The sequence below is a fragment of the Pontibacter ruber genome (genome assembly GCF_023630205.1).
In the GTDB taxonomy this organism is placed as follows: Bacteria; Bacteroidota; Bacteroidia; order Cytophagales; family Hymenobacteraceae; genus Pontibacter; species Pontibacter ruber.
This window is the reverse complement of sequence record NZ_JALPRR010000005.1, coordinates 38,436-57,019: the sequence shown is the minus strand read 5'-3', so window position 1 is coordinate 57,019 and position 18,584 is coordinate 38,436. Positions and strand designations below refer to the sequence as shown.

The 18,584-nt window shown below is 50.4% G+C and carries 13 protein-coding genes; 4 read left to right on the top strand and 9 right to left on the bottom strand.

Features of this window, described 5'->3' with window-relative positions; all coding sequences use genetic code 11:
* Positions 1-10: 10 nt before the first annotated feature.
* The 4 genes from MJ611_RS19215 to MJ611_RS19200 all read right to left on the bottom strand — a co-directional run bounded on the left by MJ611_RS19215 (position 11) and on the right by MJ611_RS19200 (position 9,010).
* Positions 11-3,238 (bottom strand): SusC/RagA family TonB-linked outer membrane protein, encoded by a 3,228-nt coding sequence (locus tag MJ611_RS19215; RefSeq protein WP_250432073.1) that lies wholly within the window; start codon positions 3,236-3,238, stop codon positions 11-13.
* Between the two features lie 713 nt (positions 3,239-3,951).
* Positions 3,952-6,105, bottom strand: a complete 2,154-nt coding sequence (feoB, locus tag MJ611_RS19210) for a ferrous iron transport protein B (RefSeq protein WP_250432072.1) — start codon at positions 6,103-6,105, stop codon at positions 3,952-3,954.
* Between the two features lie 8 nt (positions 6,106-6,113).
* Positions 6,114-6,365, bottom strand: a complete 252-nt coding sequence (locus MJ611_RS19205; protein WP_250432071.1) for a FeoA family protein — start codon at positions 6,363-6,365, stop codon at positions 6,114-6,116.
* 188 nt (positions 6,366-6,553) lie between these two features.
* Entirely contained in the window at positions 6,554-9,010 is a 2,457-nt protein-coding gene (locus tag MJ611_RS19200; protein WP_250432070.1) for a bifunctional UDP-N-acetylmuramoyl-tripeptide:D-alanyl-D-alanine ligase/alanine racemase, read from the bottom strand.
* 371 nt (positions 9,011-9,381) lie between these two features.
* Here MJ611_RS19200 and MJ611_RS19195 point away from each other — a divergent pair, with 371 nt between their 5' ends.
* Positions 9,382-10,332: an EamA family transporter gene (locus MJ611_RS19195; RefSeq protein WP_250432069.1), complete on the top strand. Its 951-nt coding sequence runs from the start codon at positions 9,382-9,384 to the stop codon at positions 10,330-10,332.
* Positions 10,333-10,439: 107 nt separating this feature from the next.
* Here the strand turns inward: MJ611_RS19195 and MJ611_RS19190 are convergent, their stop codons facing one another.
* The 3 genes from MJ611_RS19190 to MJ611_RS19180 all read right to left on the bottom strand — a co-directional run bounded on the left by MJ611_RS19190 (position 10,440) and on the right by MJ611_RS19180 (position 14,673).
* The gene (locus MJ611_RS19190) at positions 10,440-10,748 is read right to left on the bottom strand and encodes a hypothetical protein (RefSeq protein WP_250432068.1); all 309 of its coding nucleotides are present in this window, start codon (positions 10,746-10,748) and stop codon (positions 10,440-10,442) included.
* Between the two features lie 363 nt (positions 10,749-11,111).
* On the bottom strand, positions 11,112-13,697 hold the full coding sequence (locus MJ611_RS19185; protein ID WP_250432067.1) for a DUF5686 and carboxypeptidase regulatory-like domain-containing protein: 2,586 nt from the start codon (positions 13,695-13,697) through the stop codon (positions 11,112-11,114).
* An 88-nt stretch (positions 13,698-13,785) separates the two neighbouring features.
* Positions 13,786-14,673 carry a DMT family transporter gene (locus MJ611_RS19180; RefSeq protein ID WP_250432066.1) on the bottom strand — a complete coding sequence of 296 codons (888 nt, stop codon included), beginning with the start codon at positions 14,671-14,673 and terminating at the stop codon, positions 13,786-13,788.
* A 219-nt stretch (positions 14,674-14,892) separates the two neighbouring features.
* Between MJ611_RS19180 and MJ611_RS19175 the strand changes: the two genes are divergently transcribed.
* Both MJ611_RS19175 and MJ611_RS19170 read left to right on the top strand, forming a co-directional pair.
* Entirely contained in the window at positions 14,893-15,369 is a 477-nt protein-coding gene (locus tag MJ611_RS19175; protein WP_250432065.1) for a regulatory protein RecX, read from the top strand.
* A 95-nt stretch (positions 15,370-15,464) separates the two neighbouring features.
* Positions 15,465-15,704, top strand: a complete 240-nt coding sequence (locus tag MJ611_RS19170; RefSeq protein WP_250432064.1) for a PLDc N-terminal domain-containing protein — start codon at positions 15,465-15,467, stop codon at positions 15,702-15,704.
* 14 nt (positions 15,705-15,718) lie between these two features.
* Here the strand turns inward: MJ611_RS19170 and MJ611_RS19165 are convergent, their stop codons facing one another.
* A complete protein-coding gene (locus MJ611_RS19165) occupies positions 15,719-16,348 on the bottom strand; it encodes a DUF4230 domain-containing protein (RefSeq protein WP_250432063.1) in 630 nt (209 codons plus the stop codon).
* 160 nt (positions 16,349-16,508) lie between these two features.
* Here MJ611_RS19165 and MJ611_RS19160 point away from each other — a divergent pair, with 160 nt between their 5' ends.
* Positions 16,509-17,681 (top strand): glycosyltransferase family 39 protein, encoded by a 1,173-nt coding sequence (locus tag MJ611_RS19160; protein ID WP_250432062.1) that lies wholly within the window; start codon positions 16,509-16,511, stop codon positions 17,679-17,681.
* Positions 17,682-17,683: 2 nt separating this feature from the next.
* On the opposite strand, the gene MJ611_RS19155 is transcribed toward MJ611_RS19160, so the two are convergent.
* Entirely contained in the window at positions 17,684-18,583 is a 900-nt protein-coding gene (locus tag MJ611_RS19155; RefSeq protein ID WP_250432061.1) for a 1-aminocyclopropane-1-carboxylate deaminase/D-cysteine desulfhydrase, read from the bottom strand.
* Between the last annotated feature and the right edge of the window lies 1 nt (position 18,584).

Genomic DNA, 18,584 nt, shown 5'->3' with positions numbered 1-18,584 from the left:
ACGTCTGTGATTAGAATCTTGCTTTAAGGTTGATGCCTATGTTTCGGGTAGTAGGATAGCTACCCACCTGATAGCCTCCTGCCAGGTTACCTGAGCTGATGCCATCCTCCGGATCGGCGTCAGGCAGGTTCTTATGAATGATCCACAGGTTCCTGCCATAAGCAGACAGTTCGATCCCTTTTATTGGTCCCCAGTTGGCTACCAACGATTCAGGTAAGGCAAAGCCAAGGGTTACTTCCCGTAGCTTCACATAGCTTGCATCATACACAAAAGCCGCAGCAGGATTGTAGGCATAACCAAACAAGCCGTATGCAGAGGCGTCCGCTCTTACATCGTTCGGGCTACCGTCTTCTTTCACACCTTCCAGTATCACACCGCCGCCTTCATCCAGCGAATTTCTGACCGGATTGCCCAGGTCGTTGGTAAAGGTTGTAGCTGTGCTAACACCGGTTGCCAAACCATAGTACTGGTCAAGCGAGAAAACATCACCGCCCTCTTTGATATCAATCAGGAAACCGAAAGAGAGGCCTTTATACTTGAGCGAGCTCGATACACCGGCAAGCCAGTCCGGGTTTACGTTACCAATCACCTCATTCGAGGTAGGAGATATCAGGTAATGTCCCTCTTCATCCACCACGCGCTTGCCATCCAAGTACACGAAGTTAGAGCCCCTGATGGTACCGTAAGGCTCTCCTACCGCCGCGTTGATTGACACACCACCCTGGAAGGTACCTAACTGGAAGTTATCAAATTCACCCAGGTCTACTACCTCGTTTCGGTTTCGGGTCCAGTTAACATTGAGAGTCCAATTCCAGTTGTCAGTTTTGAACGGAGTTCCGAATATTGACAGCTCCACGCCATTGTTCCGGATCTCGCCAAGGTTTGTGATTTTGTTGTTATAACCAGTGGCCCTGGAAACAGAAGCCGGCACGATTTGGTCAACGGATTTAGAATTATAGTATGTAAAATCGAAACCTGTGCGACCATCCAGGAATGACATCTCCAGGCCTGCCTCGTAGCTATTAGTTCGCTCCGGCTTCAGGTCCGGGTTATTTTTATCATTTGGTATTGAGAAAAGCGGTGTTGTACCAAATGGTGTTGGCTTGGTATAAATGTCATTTACATAGTAAACCGGGGCCAGGTTACCTACCTCGGCGTAGTTCAGACGGATCTTGCCACCTGTCAGCCAGGCGCGCGGCTCCATCAACTCTGAGAACACAAAGCTGCCGGAAACCGAGCCATAACCAAAGCTGTTGTTATCCGAAGGCAAGGTTGAGGCCTGATCTATTCTGTAAGCCAGGTCAACGAAGGCAAGATTTTTATAGCCAAAAGTGGTGCTGACAAAATAACCATTCACCTGCAGTTCTGTATCTTCCTCTATTGGCGGCTCCAAAGGGTTTACTGAGTTGGTTAGCGCATAAAAACGCGGCACAACCAATCCCCCGTTAGTAGAGGCAAAAATAGACTCAGTTTCTGTCTTGCGGATGTTGGTACCAATCGTGGCTTTTAGGTTAAATGTTTCGGACAGGTCTCTGTTAAGGTTGGCCATCAGGTCATAATTTCGCTCGTTAAAGCCTCTGTTAAAGCGTTGGTATTGAGATGGCGAAAGTGACCCTACGGCATACCTTTCTTCCTGAATTTCATCATAAATATCCAGCGACACCCTGCCCATGATGTCCAGCCAGTCTGTAAGTTTATAGTCAAGTCTTACGTTGCCGAAGTAACGGTTACGCGTATCGTTCTGATAGTTCTCAAAACGGGTCCAGTATGGGTTGTCCCAATAGATTGGCACCAAGGCATCCGGCGGGTCGGCCCAGTTCCAGGTTATGTTCTTACCTGTTCTGCGGTAAGCATCTTCCTGCTCTTTTATATCTACGTTTGTCTGCCACCACTGCCTGAAGTTGGTTGCCACGTTCTTATCATCGTAGCCGGTGCCGTATCGGCCTAAGCCATCTACTACAGAGTAGTTGATGGAAGCAGAGGCATTTATTTTTTCCGTGATATTATAAGATGCACCAAAGTTGATGAAGTTCTTGACAATCTCACTGTTTGGCAGAATACCCTCATCACTGTTGCGGGTATAGCCTAGCTTGTAATAGCCCTTTTCACCTCCACCGTCCAGCATAATGTTGTTGGCAGTTCCGAAAGCATTTTCGAAAAATTCAGTCGGATCGTTCTTTGCTGCCACCCATGGCGTTGCTTGCCCGGCAAAAGGTGATGTCGGATCGAAGGCATTCCACTGGTACACCAGCAGGTTCGGATCGAAGCGGGCACCATACGAAGCATCTTCGCTGGTTGGTACTACCAGGTCGTCCTCCTCGCCGTCTCCGTCAACATCCCTTAACAGGAAAAAACCGGAAGGATCATCGTAATAAGCACCATAGCCGGCACCATACTGGTCCTGAAAATCTGTAAAAGTTTCCTTATCTATAAAACCAACGTTTACGCTTGAGTTAATAGTTACACCTACACCCTTTTCATCTCTTCTACCTTTTTTAGTAGTAATAATCACAGCACCGTTAGCGGCACGTGTACCATACAATGCGGTAGCGGCAGCACCTTTCAGCACGTTGATCGATGCAATGTCATCAGGGTTAATGTCAGCGGCAGCGTTACCGTAGTCGTAGCCACCACGGCCGGTACGCTGGTTGGAAGTGTTGGTGTTGGCATTGTCAATTGGTACGCCATCTACCACAAACAAAGCCTGGTTGTTTCCAAACAATGACTTGTTACCTCGTATTACCACGTTTGTAGATCCACCGAGGGTGTTGTTTCGCTGTATGTTTACACCGGAAACCTTACCCGACAACGCATTCACAAAGTTGGCTTCGCGGGTAGTGGTAACTGCATCGCCTTCTACTTTCTGTGCAGCGTAGGGCAGCTCATTCTTTGTTCTTTCAATACCCAGCGCTGTTACCACCACTTCGCCAAGCTCTTTAGTAGCAAGTGGCAGGCCTACGTTCACAACGGCAGCATTGCCAATTGGGCGCTCAACGGTTTGGTAACCAATAAAACTGAAAACAAGGGTGGTTCCTTCCGGAGGAACATTAAGCGAATACGTACCGTCTGCGCCTGTAGCAGTACCTACTGTAGTACCTTTCACCAGCACTGTAACGCCGGGAAGAGGTTGGTTTGTGGAAGCATCTGTGACCGTTCCGGTGATGGCCCTTGTCTGAGCCATGCCCTGTTGCAGCAGAGCGAATACCAGAAAAAGGCTCAAGATTAAAAGTTTTTTCATTGCTGTTCGTTTTAAGTGAAGATAGATAGACTTCTTTTGGCCTTCTCTAAAGCTAGAATCTGACGAACCCGGCGCCGGAATGGCAACCGTTCAAGTGGAGGGAAAAAACACCGGTGCCGGCAAGGCTACCGTTCAAGGAAGTGCAATGGAAACCGGCACCAGAGTGGCTGCCGTTCAGGAGGAGTAAACGTAAATAAAAGCCAGCAATTTTTAGCCGCTGCAATAAAGCCAGGGTTGGATTTACAGTTGCGACCTTTGCTGCGCCTCTTGCTATATACCGATTAAATATAACTATAGTTATACATTAACAGCTTAAGCCTCAATCAATTTCATTATAAAATTTCAAACGCTTGTTGAAAATCTTATAAACGCACCTTTTTTATGTTTGAAGCTATACTTTTTGTTAGCGAAAGGATAATTGAGGAATTTAAGAGAGATTGGTCAACACTCCAATATAGTAGAATTGGCAAGCATACTTGCTCCCTTAAGCGACTACCAGGCAGCCACTACAGTTCAGGCGAATACAAAAAGCTATAAAGTAAGAGTTGATTAGCCCTAGAGGCAGCACAGGCAGGAAGTGACCAATAAGGCATGGCACTATAAATTATACTTCGTGCATACTTTGGGCAACGCAGGTGGCGCAACAAAGAAGCTTGAAGTATATACTTCCTGGTTCAGGAAAATGCGGGCCTGAACCGGGAAGTATAAAGAGATTAGCTAAACAGGTGATAAGTGATAAAGGCCATTACATAAGCCAGACCGCTCATGTACAGGAGCTGCGCCAGAGGCCAGGTCCAGCTCTTGGTTTCGCGGCGCACAATGGCCAGCGTACTCACACACTGCATCGCAAACAGGTAAAAAATCATCAGCGAGAACGAGCGGGCCGGATTAAAGAACGGCTGTCCGTTTTCGTCTTTTTCAGAAAGGAGCTTACTCTTGATCGTGCTTACGTTCTCTTCTTCCCCTATACTATAGATCGTTGACATGGTACCCACAAACACTTCGCGTGCAGCAAAAGAGGTAAGCAGGGCAATACCGATCTTCCAGTCGTAGCCAAGTGGTCGGATAACTGGCTCAATCACATGGCCTACAATGCCGGCGTAAGAGGACTCGAGTTGCGCAGAAGCAACGTGGTTCTCGGTTTCTTCCGGTGTCCAGCCTTTTACCTGTGCCTGCTGCAGCACCTGCTGCTCGGCTACTTCAAAGCTGTTACCCGGACCGTAAGAGGCCAGCACCCAAAGTATAACCGAAATAGCTACGATCACTTTACCGGCCTCAAATACAAACGTTTTGGATTTCTCCAGAATCGTAAGGCCTACGTTCTTCCAGCGCGGCATTTTGTACACCGGGAACTCCATGATAAAGTAGCTGCGCTCACGGGCTTTCAGAATAACTTTTAGTAGCAATGCCGAGAAGATGGCCGCAAGGAAGCCGATCAGGTACAATGCCATCAGCACCAGGCCCTGCAGGTTCAGGAAGCCGAGGTAATATTTCTCCGGCACCACCAACGCGATCAGCACCGTGTACACCGGTATCCGAGCAGAGCAGCTCATCAGCGGCGTCACAAAGATTGTGATCATGCGGTCTTTCCAGTTCTCGATGGTACGCGCCGACATCACGGCCGGCACCGCGCAGGCTACCCCCGAAATCAGCGGCACCACGCTTTTACCATTCAGGCCAAACTTGCGCATGATCTTGTCCATCATAAAAGTAACGCGGGCCATGTAGCCTGTTTCCTCAAGTATGGCGATGAAGGCAAAAAGTATAGCGATCTGCGGCACGAACACGAGCACACCGCCCAAGCCAGCAATAATGCCTTCGGTTAACAGGTTCACGAGCGGCCCGCTGAAGTTCTCCTGGATCAGGCCATTGAGGTTCGTGATGCCCAGATCGATGAGGTCCATCGGGTAACTGGCCCAGGCAAAGATCGCCTGGAAGATCAGGAACAGGATGCCAAAGAAGATAACGTAACCAAACACTTTGTGCGTGAGCACTTGGTCGAGGCGGTTGCTGAATTTCTCATCTTTGTCCACACGCTCTACGCGCACGACATCCAGCAACATCTCGTTAATGCGGGTGTACCGCGCAATGGTTTCAGCAGCCTGTTGTGCGTTGGACTTGAATTCGTCTGCCTCCAGCAGGGCTGCTATCCAGTTGCTTTCTTCTTCCGTCAGGAACTTCAGGCTCTTGTACTGGTGCGCGTAATGCAGGGCCAGGTAATCGTTCTTCAGGTCAAAGCGCGCTTTTATACTTGCAATCAGCGGCTTCAGCTCTTCCGGTAAAGTATAGAAAACGGTTGATGTAGCCTCCAGTTGCTGCGACATCACGATCTTCAGGGCGGCTATACCTACGCCTTTGCGGGCGTTCATCGGGAAAACCGGCACCCCTAGCTCACGCTGCAGGGCATCGATATCGATCTTAACCCCTTCCGCTTCGGCCACATCCATCATGTTCAGTGCCAGCACCGACGGAATCTGCAGGTCGGCCAGCTGCGTGAACAGCAGCAGGTTGCGCTTCAGGTTAGAGGCGTCTGCGGTAACAATTACAAGATCAGGGTAGTGCTTGGACTGCGGATCGTAAAGCAGGTCGATGATCACCCGTTCGTCGAGCGACTTCGGATAAAGGCTATAGGTACCCGGCAGGTCAATGATCTGCGCCTTCAGGTTTGGCGTAATCTGGCTGATGCCGGTCTTTTTATCAACCGTGACACCCGGGAAGTTACCCACCTTCTGGTTAAGGCCGGTAAGCTGGTTGAATAAGGAAGTTTTGCCTGAATTTGGATTGCCGATCAGGGCGATTTTTGCCACAGATCGTTGCGTTGCGGGCCTTTCGGCCTGTAAAGCTTCAGGCTGGAGAGTCACGGACATACAGGTAATTAGGGCTTGAGCAAAATAGTCTCGGCTTCGTTCAGGCGTAGGGAAAGCGTATAGTCGTTCACAATGATAGTAATAGGGTCGCCTAGCGGAGCTACGCTGTTAAGCTTCACCGGTGTGCCTGGTATACATCCCATCTCCAGCAGTTTTAGCGCCATTTCCGGATCTTTCAGGCAGCAGATCACACCACTTTCCCCTTTTTTCAGATCGCGTACACTCTTTTGCCGTTGCTGCTCTTCTACCCTGTTTTGCACCTTTGACTGTTTTTATTTAGACTCTTTATAAACAACTGCAAGTTACAAGGTGTTCCCCTTTAAAACAAAAGAAAAGGGCAATTAGACGGAGGGTAGGGTTAGAAATTTAAAGATGAGGTAATTATAGAATCTTCAGCACCAAAAATTCTATACTCCTGCTTTTCTAAATGGTAGAGGCGCGGGTATACTTACTCTGCAAAGAACACCCGCTTTACGCGCGCGCTTACGTTGGTGAGCAGCTCATAGGGGATGGTGCCGATCCTGCCTGCCAACTCTACCAGCGTCAGCTGCGGACCAAAAATGGTTACTTCATCGCCGGCTTTTACGTCCATACCGGTCACATCTACCATGCACATGTCCATGCACACGTTGCCGATAAGAGGCGCCCGGCGGCCCTTGATCCATACTTCGCCCACGCCGTTGCTGAAACGGCGGTCGTAGCCGTCGGCGTAGCCAATGGCAATGGTGGCGATGGTTTTATCGGTGTCGGCAATGCCTTTGCGGCTGTAACCTACAGTCTCGCCTTGTTTTATACTTTTCACCTGCGATACGGTGGTCTTGAGCGTGCTGACCGGACGCAAAGCCTCCTGCTCCGAGCCGGTAGCCTCTACCCCATACAAACCTATCCCCAACCGCACCATGTCCAGCTGGTGCTCCGGGAAACGCACAATGCCTGCCGAGTTCAGCGCATGTTTAATCACTTTATAACCCAATCGCTCTTCTACCTGTGCCGCCAGCTTACGGAACGTAGCCAGTTGCAGGAGCGAGAAATCGTTGTGCAGCGCCTCGTCGGCACCGGCAAGGTGGGTGAAAGCGCTTGCCACCTGCACCTGCGGGTTCTGGTGCAGCAGTATAAACAGTGCATCAAAATCAGCAGCTGTAAAGCCCAGGCGGTGCATGCCGGTGTCGAGCTTCAGGTGAATTTTAACCGGATCGGTAGCCGGCGCGGAATCCAGCAGGGCCTGCAATATCTCCAGCGAGTAAATTTCCGGCTCCAGGTTGTAGTGCCGCAGTTTCACAAAGCTGTCGGGCGAGGGGTTCATGACCATGATGGGCAGGGTAATGCCGTGCTCCCGCAAGCTCACGCCTTCGTCTACGTAGGCAACGGCCAGGTAATCTACCCTGTGGAACTGCAGCAGGTTGGCCACTTCGAAGCTGCCGCTGCCATAGGCCAGGGCCTTTACCATCACCATCATTTTGGTATCCGGAGCCAGTTTGCTGCGGTAGTAGTTGAGGTTATGCACCAGCGCATCCAGGTTCACCTCCAGCACCGTGCCGTGCACCTTCTGCTGAAACGCATGCACGATCTTTTCGAACTCGAACACACGCGCACCCTTCACCAGGATCACCTCGTTGTGGAACTGGCCCGGCCGGAATTGCTCAAGGAACGCATATGTGCTCTGGTAAAAAGTACCCATACTTCCGAACTTAGCGGCATGCGCCTGCAGGGTTTTGCCAATGCCAATCAGCCGCTCCACGCCGTGTGCCTGCACCAGCCCTGCTACCTGCTCGTACAGCTTCTCCTCGGGCAAGCCCGACTCCAGCACATCCGAAAGTATGAGCGTGTGCCCGCCCCGCTTTGGTTGGCTCGCCAGCAAATCCAGAGCAATGGCCAGGCCGGCCAGGTCGTTGTTGTAGGTATCGTCGATGAGGTAGCAGTCGTTGATGGCCTCTTTCATCTCCAGGCGCATGGCCACGGGCTGCAGCTTGTCCAGGCGGTCCTGTATCTCGGCTAAAGGCAGGTTGCGGTATAGCAGCACCGCCAGGCAGTGCAGGGCGTTCTCTACCGATGCCTCGTCTGTAAACGGTATTACCAGCCGCTGCTTCTGGCCCTGGTAAGTATAAACGACAATCGTTTTATGGCCTGCTGTGGTGGTAGCCGTAATGGTAAGGTCGGCAGGTTGCGTGCGCGACCAGGTGAAGGTGTGGAGGTTTCTGGCCTGCACCGCTTCGTGCACTAAAGTATGATCGGAGCAGTAGAACAGTAGCTCTACCTCCTTGAACAGCTTCAGCTTCTCCTCCACCTTCTGCTGGCGTGAGGTGAAGCCTTCGTCGTGGGCGCTACCAATGTTGGTAAAAATGCCTATGGTAGGCTGAATCACCTGCCGGAGCTTCTCCATCTCGCCGGGCTGCGAAATGCCTGCCTCAAAAATCCCTAATGTATGATTCTGGTTGAGCTGCCATACCGAAAGCGGCACGCCCAGCTGCGAGTTATAGCTTCGTGGGCTTTTAGCGATCTGCTCATCCGGGCTCAGCAGCTGCGAGAGCCACTCTTTTACAATGGTTTTGCCGTTGCTGCCCGTAATGCCGATCACGGGTATGTGAAACTGCGACCGGTGCCAGGCCGCCAGTTTCTGCAGTGCTTCCAGGCTGTTGTGCACCAGCAGGATGTTCGCCTCCGGGTACAGTGCTTTCTGCGCCTCCGGCTCACCCTGCTCTACCACCAATTGCCTTACACCCTGTGCATACAGCTGTGCTAGGTACTTATGGCCGTCGTTATACTTGCCCCGAATAGCAAAAAAGAGTGAGCCAACCGGCTGCGAAAGCTTGCGGCTGTCGGTGAGCAGGTGCACCACCGGATGGTCCTGAACAAACTGCACCACCGAGCCTTCGGTTATAGCGGCAAGTTGCTGAAATAAGAGCATGGCAATAGGCTTTATCGGCACAAAGATACTAAACCACCGGGGCTTTCCCTGACACAGATTATACTTTGACTTACTGAAATTAATTGTACTTCTAAGCTGTTATCACTCATCTGCAGCAAAGGCAGGCGCAACAGAGGGTATATACTTTGCTATCAGATCCTATCTGGCTTTGCTGCATTATTTCTACTTTCGTTGATGCCCTCACCAACCGCTTATACTTCAGCAGCCTTTGTGCTTGCTGGTGAAAACACGCAGCGAGGGCGGAAGTTCAATGTGATGAAAAGTGGTAAACCTAAATCAACAATTTAACCCTCCACCAATTAACAATCAACAACCAGCAATTCTCTACCTTTGTGCAATTTTTATACTTTATGAAGACGCTTAAAAGCAATCCATACTATACGGCAGGCATAGCCGCTTTCGTGATCTGGGGATTTATACCTTTTCCGTTGAAGGCGCTGGCCGCTTACCCGAGCGGGCAGATCTTATACTTCCGGGTTGCACTTTCTGTGAGCCTGCTGCTCGTTATATCGCTGTTTTTCCGGCGCAACAAACTGAAGCAAACATTGCGGCAGGTTAAGGATTCGCCAGTGGCCGAGAGACGCCGATTCCTGCTGTTCACTGCGCTGGGTGGCCTGCTGCTTACCACCAACTGGCTGGCTTTCATTTACGTCATCAACCACATCGACATACAGACCGGCTCTTTCTCTTACCTGCTCTGCCCTATACTTACGGCCGTGCTCGGATTTGCCCTGCTGAAGGAAGAACTGCGGCCTAACCAATGGCTGGCCATCGGGCTGAGTGCATTGAGTTGCGTTCTGATCGGAACAGGCGAGATCACAAGCCTGCTTTTCAGCTTGCTGATTGCCCTGAGCTACGCATTTTACCTGATCACGCAGCGCATCCTGAAAGTATACGACAAAATTGTGCTGCTTACCCTGCAACTGCTGCTTTCGATAGTGCTGATTGGTCCGTTCTACAGTTATTTCAAAGGTGACTCCACTGTGGCCCTGGATGCGCACTTTTTCACGATGGTAGGTATCCTGAGCGCTTTGTTTACGGTGCTGCCGCTGTTCCTGAACCTGTATGCGCTGAAAGAACTCACATCGGGCACCATCGGCATTCTGATGTACATCAACCCGATCCTGAACTTTGCGATGGCCTTTATCTACTTTAACGAGCATACTACGCTGGTTAAGGTGCTGGCTTATGTGCTGATATTTATTTCGGTGATCATCTACAACATCAACCTCAAAGGCCGGAAAAAGCGTGCTGCAGGGATGGTGATTCCTCCGGTAGGCACCACGACTGTGGTGAAGTAAGCGGCACTACGCCCATAAAAAAGCCGCCTTTGCTTTAGCAGCAAAGGCGGCTTTTTTATACCCTAATCAATCAGCCATATTCAATTTAGAGATGTTCTAATAAAAGGCTATTGTTTTGGATTTTGCTTCTTTTGCTGTTGCTCGTCCAGTTTTTGCAGGGCTCTTGCCGCCGAGTCCTGGTTAGAAGGCAGATCACCGAACTGGTCGGCCTGCTCGGCTGTTTTGGAGGTATCTCCAATCGGAGCTGGACGCGGGTTGTTCAGGTTGGCTGCCGAGGAGTCCATACCTACGATGGCTTCGGAAGTGCTGGTATCGTCGGTTGGATTAGATTCGGGCCGCTCGCCGCAACCATACCCGATGGCTGCTACAAAGGCTAAGGCTACCGAGGTCTTAAGTATATTCATTGTGCTTTTCATGGTCAATCGTATTTTGTGTCCTGAATTTTAACGACCATAAAGTCATTTGGTTGTAAAGCAGCCAAGTATGTGATTCAATGTGGTGCCTGGAATAAGAAAGGTCTAATTCTGCAAGAGATTAAGTATAAAATGGGGTCATTTATACTTTAGTCTTTGCCAGCGATTTGCTGGTGCGAGCGTGCTGCTTCTGCGCTGGTGCGAGCTTGTAGCTCGTACTGTCTTCAATAGCTATACTTCAACTATAGATACCATTTATTCTTACAAGTATGGCAACAGCTGAATTCCCTTCCCTGGAGGGGCAAGGGGGGGTTTATACTTTAGTTGATCCAGTCAAGACAGCGTAAGAATGAAACTATACTTAGATCAGAACCCTAACCCAAAACGCACACCAGTCTGAACTTTCTGGTTAGATTGGAAAGCGCTGACGAAATCCACCCGGATCACTTTGAAGATGTGCTCCACGCCCAGGCCTAACTCCAGGTAGTTATTTGATTCTTTGGTGTTGAGGTAATGCAGGCTCACCACCTCCTGCCACTTCAGGCGGCGGAACAGCGGTATCTTGTTAAACACAAAGCCGTTGAAGTGGTGCTCGAAATGCCCTTCGAGGTAGCTGTTGCTGGTGCTGTAGCGGTAATAATCGAGCAATTGAAAACCCTCGTAAGTGCCGGCAAACACGGTGCGGTTGCCATTGAAGTGCTTGTAATCCATCAGGCGCATGCCTTTCTTGTTCCAGAAAGTGCCGCCCATCAGACTGTAGGTGCTGCTGCCCAGCAGGCCAAAGCTTTGCTCGTCGCTGATGCGCAGGGCAGCCGTGGTATACTGCACATCGCTGCCCAGCACGCCTTTTATACCTGTGCGGACACCAAGCGAAATGGTCGGGTAGCGGGAGCCAATGTTGATCTTCTGGTTCGGGCGCGAGATGTAGCGCATGCCGGGGCGGAAACTTACGGTAAACGCCGCCGTGAGTGCCTGGTGCTCTTCAAACGAGGCATCGCCCAGTTCCGCGTTTACCGGTATGTTGGAGGTAAAGTCGGATCCCTCCCGGAAAGCATAATCGGTGGTGTTCTCCAGCGGCATGCGGTGCGAGTAATCCAGGGACGTGATGATGTTCACGCCGTTCCACAGTTCGGTGCGGTAGCCCAGGCGGGCATAGTCGCGCTGGTACAGCTTCATGTAATTTTTGTGCACCAGCAGCGTGTACACCGTGTTCACGAAAGGCGAGATCGGGTCCAGCGTGTTGATCTGGCTCACAAAGCGGCCGCCTTCCAGCTGCACATTGCTCCGCTTTACAGGATTGTAAGTATAGTTCAGCTGCAGCCGGGCGTTCAGTTTTTCGTTGGAGAAGCCGTAGCGGATGGTGGGCTCAATTTCGTAGCGGCGGCGGTCTTCAAAGGTTTTGGTGTAGCTCATTCGTAGGTTGGTCACGAGCCCTTCCACGGTATTGTATTGCAGAAAACTGCTACCCCCGGTCACGTCAAGTAGCGGATCGATGTTAAAGCTTTTCTTCTCGTACGTGTTGGAGTAAGTATAGCCTCTTAAAAAGAAGTTACCAACAGAGGGCTTGTTGCGGATCCGGTCTACAGAATCCTTGTATACTCTGGATTCCTTGATGGCTTCGAGACTGTCTTTCTGCTCGTAATCCTGCACTTCTTCCTGGGTTAACGGCACCGGACGTATCTCGGCCCAATATGCTGAATCGCGTTTGTTGGCCTCCTCTTCTACTACCAATACCTCCTTGCTGAAAAGCTTTTCATCGGCTACCGTTTGCTGCTCCTGTGGCTTGGCCTTTTCAGGTTTGATCAGGCGGGGTCGCTGGCGGCGCTGCGGTTTAGCTTCTGCTGCGGCTACCGTGGTTTGTACCGGTTCTTCTTTTTCCTCTAACACCGGCGGTTTGCTGTAGGCCGGCTGTACCTGGTATTTAGAGTACACGCCTGTTACGTATCCACCACCTTTAAACCCCAAACCAGCTGCCTCAAAGGTAAATTTCTGCGACACCGGCATCCATACTTCCTCCTGCACAGGCGCATACACCTGCCGCACGCGTATAAAATCCACGAAGTCGATTCCGGCGTTTTTGGTTAAGCGAAGGTCGGTGCTGTGGATGCGCCAGGAGCCATCTACAATGTAAATGTTGCCCTGGAAAACCGGGTCGTTGCGGCGGCGCGGAATCACTTTGATCTTGTTGATGGTACGACCGTTTTCTTGAAAAGTGCCCAGGTACTCATACTTGTAAAAGAAGAGCGCATTGTTGGCCAGCGGCGACACAAAGCCGCGCTGGCTCAGGCCTTCCACCTTCAGCAGGTTTTCGTAAAAGCTGATGTTCATCTCCGAAGCCTGATTAAAGCTGAAGCCTTTCTTCTGCCCGCTCACCTTCGAGGAGATCATGCGCTCGTGTATCTTATTGGGCTTTTTAAACCGCAACTCTGACACCGACTCTGATAAGTACACAATGCCCGTATCCACATCCACTACTTTGATACCCAATACCTTGCTGGGTATTTTATCGAGTCGGTACACCCCTTTCATGTACACGCGGGCGCTCCAGGCATTTACTTCGTTTAGGTGGTATTTGCGCAGCCGGATGGCGTTGCGCATGATGGCATAGGCAGGATCTTCGTCGGCAGCGCGCACCACTACCTCTTTCAGGTTGAGCACTTCCGGCTCCAGGCGCACGTTCAGCTCACGGGTCTCATCGGCGGTAATGGTTATACTTTGCTGCAGCGCTTTATAGCCGACATACTTAAATTCTAAGGTATAGGTACCCGGTGCAAGCTGCAGTTGGTAGTAGCCTTGGTCGTTGGTGGCGGTGCCGCTGGCAGTTTCTTTGATGTAAATGCTGGCAAAAGGCAATCCCTGTCCGTTCTCGTCGGTGATACGGCCGCGCAGGGTGCCGGCAGAAGCAACAACAGGCAGGGCAAGTATAAAAAGCAGAAGCCAGAGCGTGCGCATGCGCAATAAGGTTAGCAGTTAGAATCTTAAAGATAAAAAGCTAACGCTAAAACACCAGCCCAATGTTATACTTTGCAGTAGCTTTTGCCTACTTACCTGTTACTTCGGCTGTTGCAAGTGCCTCTGCTTTCTGTTGCCTGGTGAGCCTGTTTTTATAGCGGATGTTCAGGAGCACGCCCAATAGTACCAGCGCCATGCCCAGATAAGCCCCTGCCTCAAAGGTCTCGCCGAAAAGTATAAAACCGAACACAAGGGCGTAGATGATGCCGATGTAGTTGAGGTTGGCCACCTTTGAGAGCTCTTCGGCCTGGTACGACATGGTCATGTAGTATTGCGCCAGCTGCGTCAGTACGCCTACCAGCAGCAGGATCGCCCAGTCCCAGCCCTGCGGTTGCACCCAGTTAAACGCAGAGTATAGCAAGGCGATGGGCAGCGTGATGAACGGAAAGTAAAACACGATCACCAGCGGGTGCTCCTGTGTGTTGAGCTTCCGGATGAAGTTATAGGCCAGCCCCGAGAGCAGCGCACTCAGTACCCCCAGCCCCAGGTATACCGGCGACACCCGCGTATCCACGCCCTCTACTACCAGCACACCGGCAAACGACAGCGCAAAGAACACCCACTGCCACGGCTTTACCCGCTCTTTCACAATAAACACGCCCATGATGGTGGTGAAGATGGGCGAGAGGTACTGCACGGTTACTGCAGTGGCCAGTGGCATGTTGTGCAGCGTGATAAAGAACAGGATGAGCGCACCGGCACCGGCAATGCCCCGCAGCGCAAGCGTTTTCGGGTTATTGCCCCAGATGTTGAGCTTCTGCCGCCGTATCGCCACATAGCTCATCGCCAGCGATACCACCGACCTGAAAAAGATCACCTCCACTGCGGGCAAATGGCTCACCAGTTTCACGCACACGTTCATGAGCGCAAAAAAGAACGTCGCCATCAGCATGTACCTGACACCTTTCGAAAACATACCTTGCATTCCTGTTAAGGCTGCAAAGGTAGGTACAATTGTTGACGGGCGACTACAAGAGGACGCTGTAAAATTACGGTTGTGGCATACGGTCCTGCTGCCTGTGCGTCGTGGCCACAGTCTGCTGCATTATACTTTCTGATTTTATACTTCTACCTTTGAAAAGGGCAACTCTTACCTGCCGTAGCTTGTTATACTTAAGCACTCATCACAACCGGTTTGGAACAAAAGAAAAAGAAAAACTACACTCCCAAAGAAGCCTTGATAAAGGCGGCCGCGTACTGTGCCTATCAGGAGCGCACCCAGCAGGAAGTACGTGAAAAACTCTACGGTTATGGCCTAACGCCAGACGAAATAGAAGAAACGATCGTTCGTTTGAGCCAGGAAAAACTAATAGATGAGGAACGTTATGCGCAGGCGTACGTGCGCGGCAAGTATGGTCTAAAGAAGTGGGGCCGCCGCAAGATCATGCAGGGGCTTAAGGCAAAAGGCATTTCCGATTACTGCGTAAAGCAGGGTCTGAAAGAGATCGATCCGGAAGTATACGAACAGAACCTGCTGCACCTGCTGGAAAAGAAAAACCAGACCGAAAAAGAAAAGAACCCCTTCCTGCGCCGCCAGAAGCTGGCTTACTTCCTCATGAGCAAGGGCTATGAAAATGATTTGGTGCAGGATGCATTGAAGAGTTTGGAATAAATTTCCTGTCTAAATAGCTCTTGTTATTAGAATATACTTATATTAGATACGATAAATATTGTTTTTCATCTTTTCTGAGGTACTAAGTCTAATCTATGAATATTCTACTGTTTATAGGAGGAATCGGAGTAGCAGAACTGCTATTGATTCTTCTTTTCCTTGGCATTCCGACAATACTGTGGCTGTGGGCGCTGATAGATTTATTGAACAGCGATTTTGAAAAAGGTATAGATAAGCTGATTTGGCTGGTCGTTATTGTTTTTATACCTCTCCTAGGTGCGCTACTATACCTGCTCTTTGGTAGAAAGCAGAAAGCACGAAGTCTCAACCCATAGCATTCTCCTCTGATTTACCGTTTCGGCGGCAGCTCCGGAGTTTGGATACGACGTTGCGGTACCAGCACCACCCGCTTGCCGGTTATCTCCTCAAGTATAGGCTTCAGCACCTTTTCGGCGTTCACCTGCGTCTGGCGAAGTATACCGGAGTTGAGCGCCGCTTTTTTCACGTTCTGCTCGGCATAGCGGTAACTTTCCTGCACCAGGTCGGCATCCTGAAAATAGGTATTTTCTTTCGAGAAGACTTTGGACTGGCTGTGATCTACTTTGTAGTAACATACTTCCGGCTCAGGCAGCGCCACCTGCACTACCGAGTCGCCTATAAATTGGATATCCTCCGGGCGCAGTTTTGTAAAGTCCACGCAGCCTACTGCCTCTCCGGCCACGATCAGCACCACCTTTGAGTTAGGCAGCCACTTGGAGTAATCTTTCTGGTACTCCACCACATCCTTGAAATTATAGCGCACCAGCTCCATGCGCCCCAGTTCTTCCACTTTCGTCAGGATGGTATTGTGGTTTACAACTACAGCCGGCTGTTTTTCTTCACGAAGGAAAGCATTGTTGCAGCTGCGCCACAGGAAAAAGGTAGCAAAACCAATCAGTATCCAGGGGACCAATCTGATAAGAAGTCGGATTAGGGACATGTTTTATAGTGGCTTGTAGTTCTTTGTTCATGGCTTCAAATAAAATGCCATGCTTAAAGATCGTATCTTTACGGGAGAAAATGGATAGATCAGTATTACATATTTCTATACTTTAATCATCTTATCTCGATACCTCGTGCATACTCAGTGGGGTGAATCTATGAGAAATACGACTTTAGGTTTTCTTTCTGAACGAACTATAACTGTTGGCCTCGCTCTGCTCTGGCTGTGCATACAGTCAGCACTTTACCTGCGCTACGGCGTCCGCTTTATGGGCGATTCAGAAGGGTATATTCTCTACGCCCAGAACATAGCCGAGCGGTTCCATTTCGAGCAGAGCCACCAATTGAAATACTTTGGTTACCCGCTATTCATGGCATTGCTCTTCAAGTTTGGCCTGGGGCTAAAAGGAGTGGTCCTTGCCCAGATAATTATTTCGGGGGTAGCAACTATAGCGCTATACAAAACAACCCGACTACTTGCAGGCAATTGGCTTGCCCCGGCATTAAGTACACTGCTCTTTATTGGCTGGTATGAAGTGCAGATGTACAACACGTTCATCCTGACAGAGTCGCTTTACATCAGCCTCTTCATCTTTGTCTTTTATTTTTTGGCAAGGGCAAAGGGTAATTTGAGGCAATCATTATGGGCGCTGCTGGTGATCTTTTACATCTGCATTGTAAGGCCAAATGGGTTTATAGCTTTGGTCGCTTATTTCGGCTATATCTTTACTACCTTTTATATTCACATCAAAAGTCCGTTAACAAGAGGCGCCCTTATATTGGCATTTAGCCTGGTACCTGTCATAGCGGTTGTTGTTGTAGACCAATACCTGCTTACCAGTTTCGGAGCAATCTTGGATCCATACGAAAAAGGCCATGTCATTTTTATGTATGAGGACCTGGTAGTGCCGTCGAGCGGGCCTATACTGATGCCCCCGGCTGATGCCTCGCCACTTGCCAAAATCTCCTACTTTATCCAGCACAACACGTCGTATTTTATAAGGATGGCTGGGCTGCGCTTTTTGCTGTTCTGGGGTAACGTGAAGCCTTTCTATTCACTGCTGCATAACCTAATCATCGTAGTGGTGCTCTACCCACTGTACTTCTTTACAGTGAGAGCCATTGCAACTAATAGAATTGCCACTTCGCTCAGTGTATTCGTCGTGTTGCTGCTGCTACAGCAGTGCTTTATCACCACTATGACGAGCGAGGACTGGAATGGCCGGTTCCTCATGACTTTGATTGCCTTTGTGTTTATATTCGGCGCTATCGGGCTGAGCTGGCAGCTGGAAAAGTGGCGGAAAAAGAAGCCGGAGCAGGTCGAAGTATAAATTTATACGTCCAGCCCCAGCCGCTCCTTAAAGCCGGCATTCCCCTGCAGTCCGCCGGTATGGATGGCAATGATGCGGCTGCCTTTCGGAAAGTAGCCCTTGCGGATAAGATCGATGATGCCGTAAAACATCTTGCCGGTATAGATGGGCTCTAGCGGCAGGTTGTGCTTTGCCTGAAACGCAAGTATAAACTCCAACAGCTCCGGCTTAACCTTGGCATACCCTCCAAAGTGGTACTCTGTGATCAGCTGCCAGTTGCTGTACTTCTGCCCGTTGTAGTTAAGTATAAGCTGCTCGATCTCTTCTTTCAGGAACTCGCCGCCTTTCAGAGCCGGAAAGCCCAACACCTGCTTTTCTCCATCCAGGCCCGCAATGATACCGGCCAGAGTGCCACCGGTGCCGCACGCGCAGCAAACGTAATCATACTCGATCGCAATATCGGTCACAATCTCCGTGCAGCCTTTTACCGCCAACGCGTTGGTGCCGCCTTCCGGAATGATATAAGGCTGATCGAACTGTAGCGACAGCTGCTCCAGGTACTCCGGATCCTGCTTCTTCCGGTACATCTCTCTGGAAACGTAATGCAGCTCCATACCTGCAGCCGCAGAAAAACCGAGCGTCGGGTTGAGCGGCAGGTGCTCTTCTCCCCGGATCATCCCGATCGTTTTGAAGCCGAACTCCTGCCCTGCCGCGGCTACGGCTGCTATCTGGTTGGAGTACGCACCGCCAAAAGTGAGCAGCGTATCGTGTTGCTGTTGTCTTGCCTCCTGCAGGTTATACTTCAGCTTGCGCCACTTATTGCCCGAAATGGTCGGGTGCAGCAAATCCTCGCGCTTTACCCAAAGCGTTACGTCGTGCTGCTCAAATAGCGGGTCGTGCAGTTGCTGTAAGGGAGCCTCCATA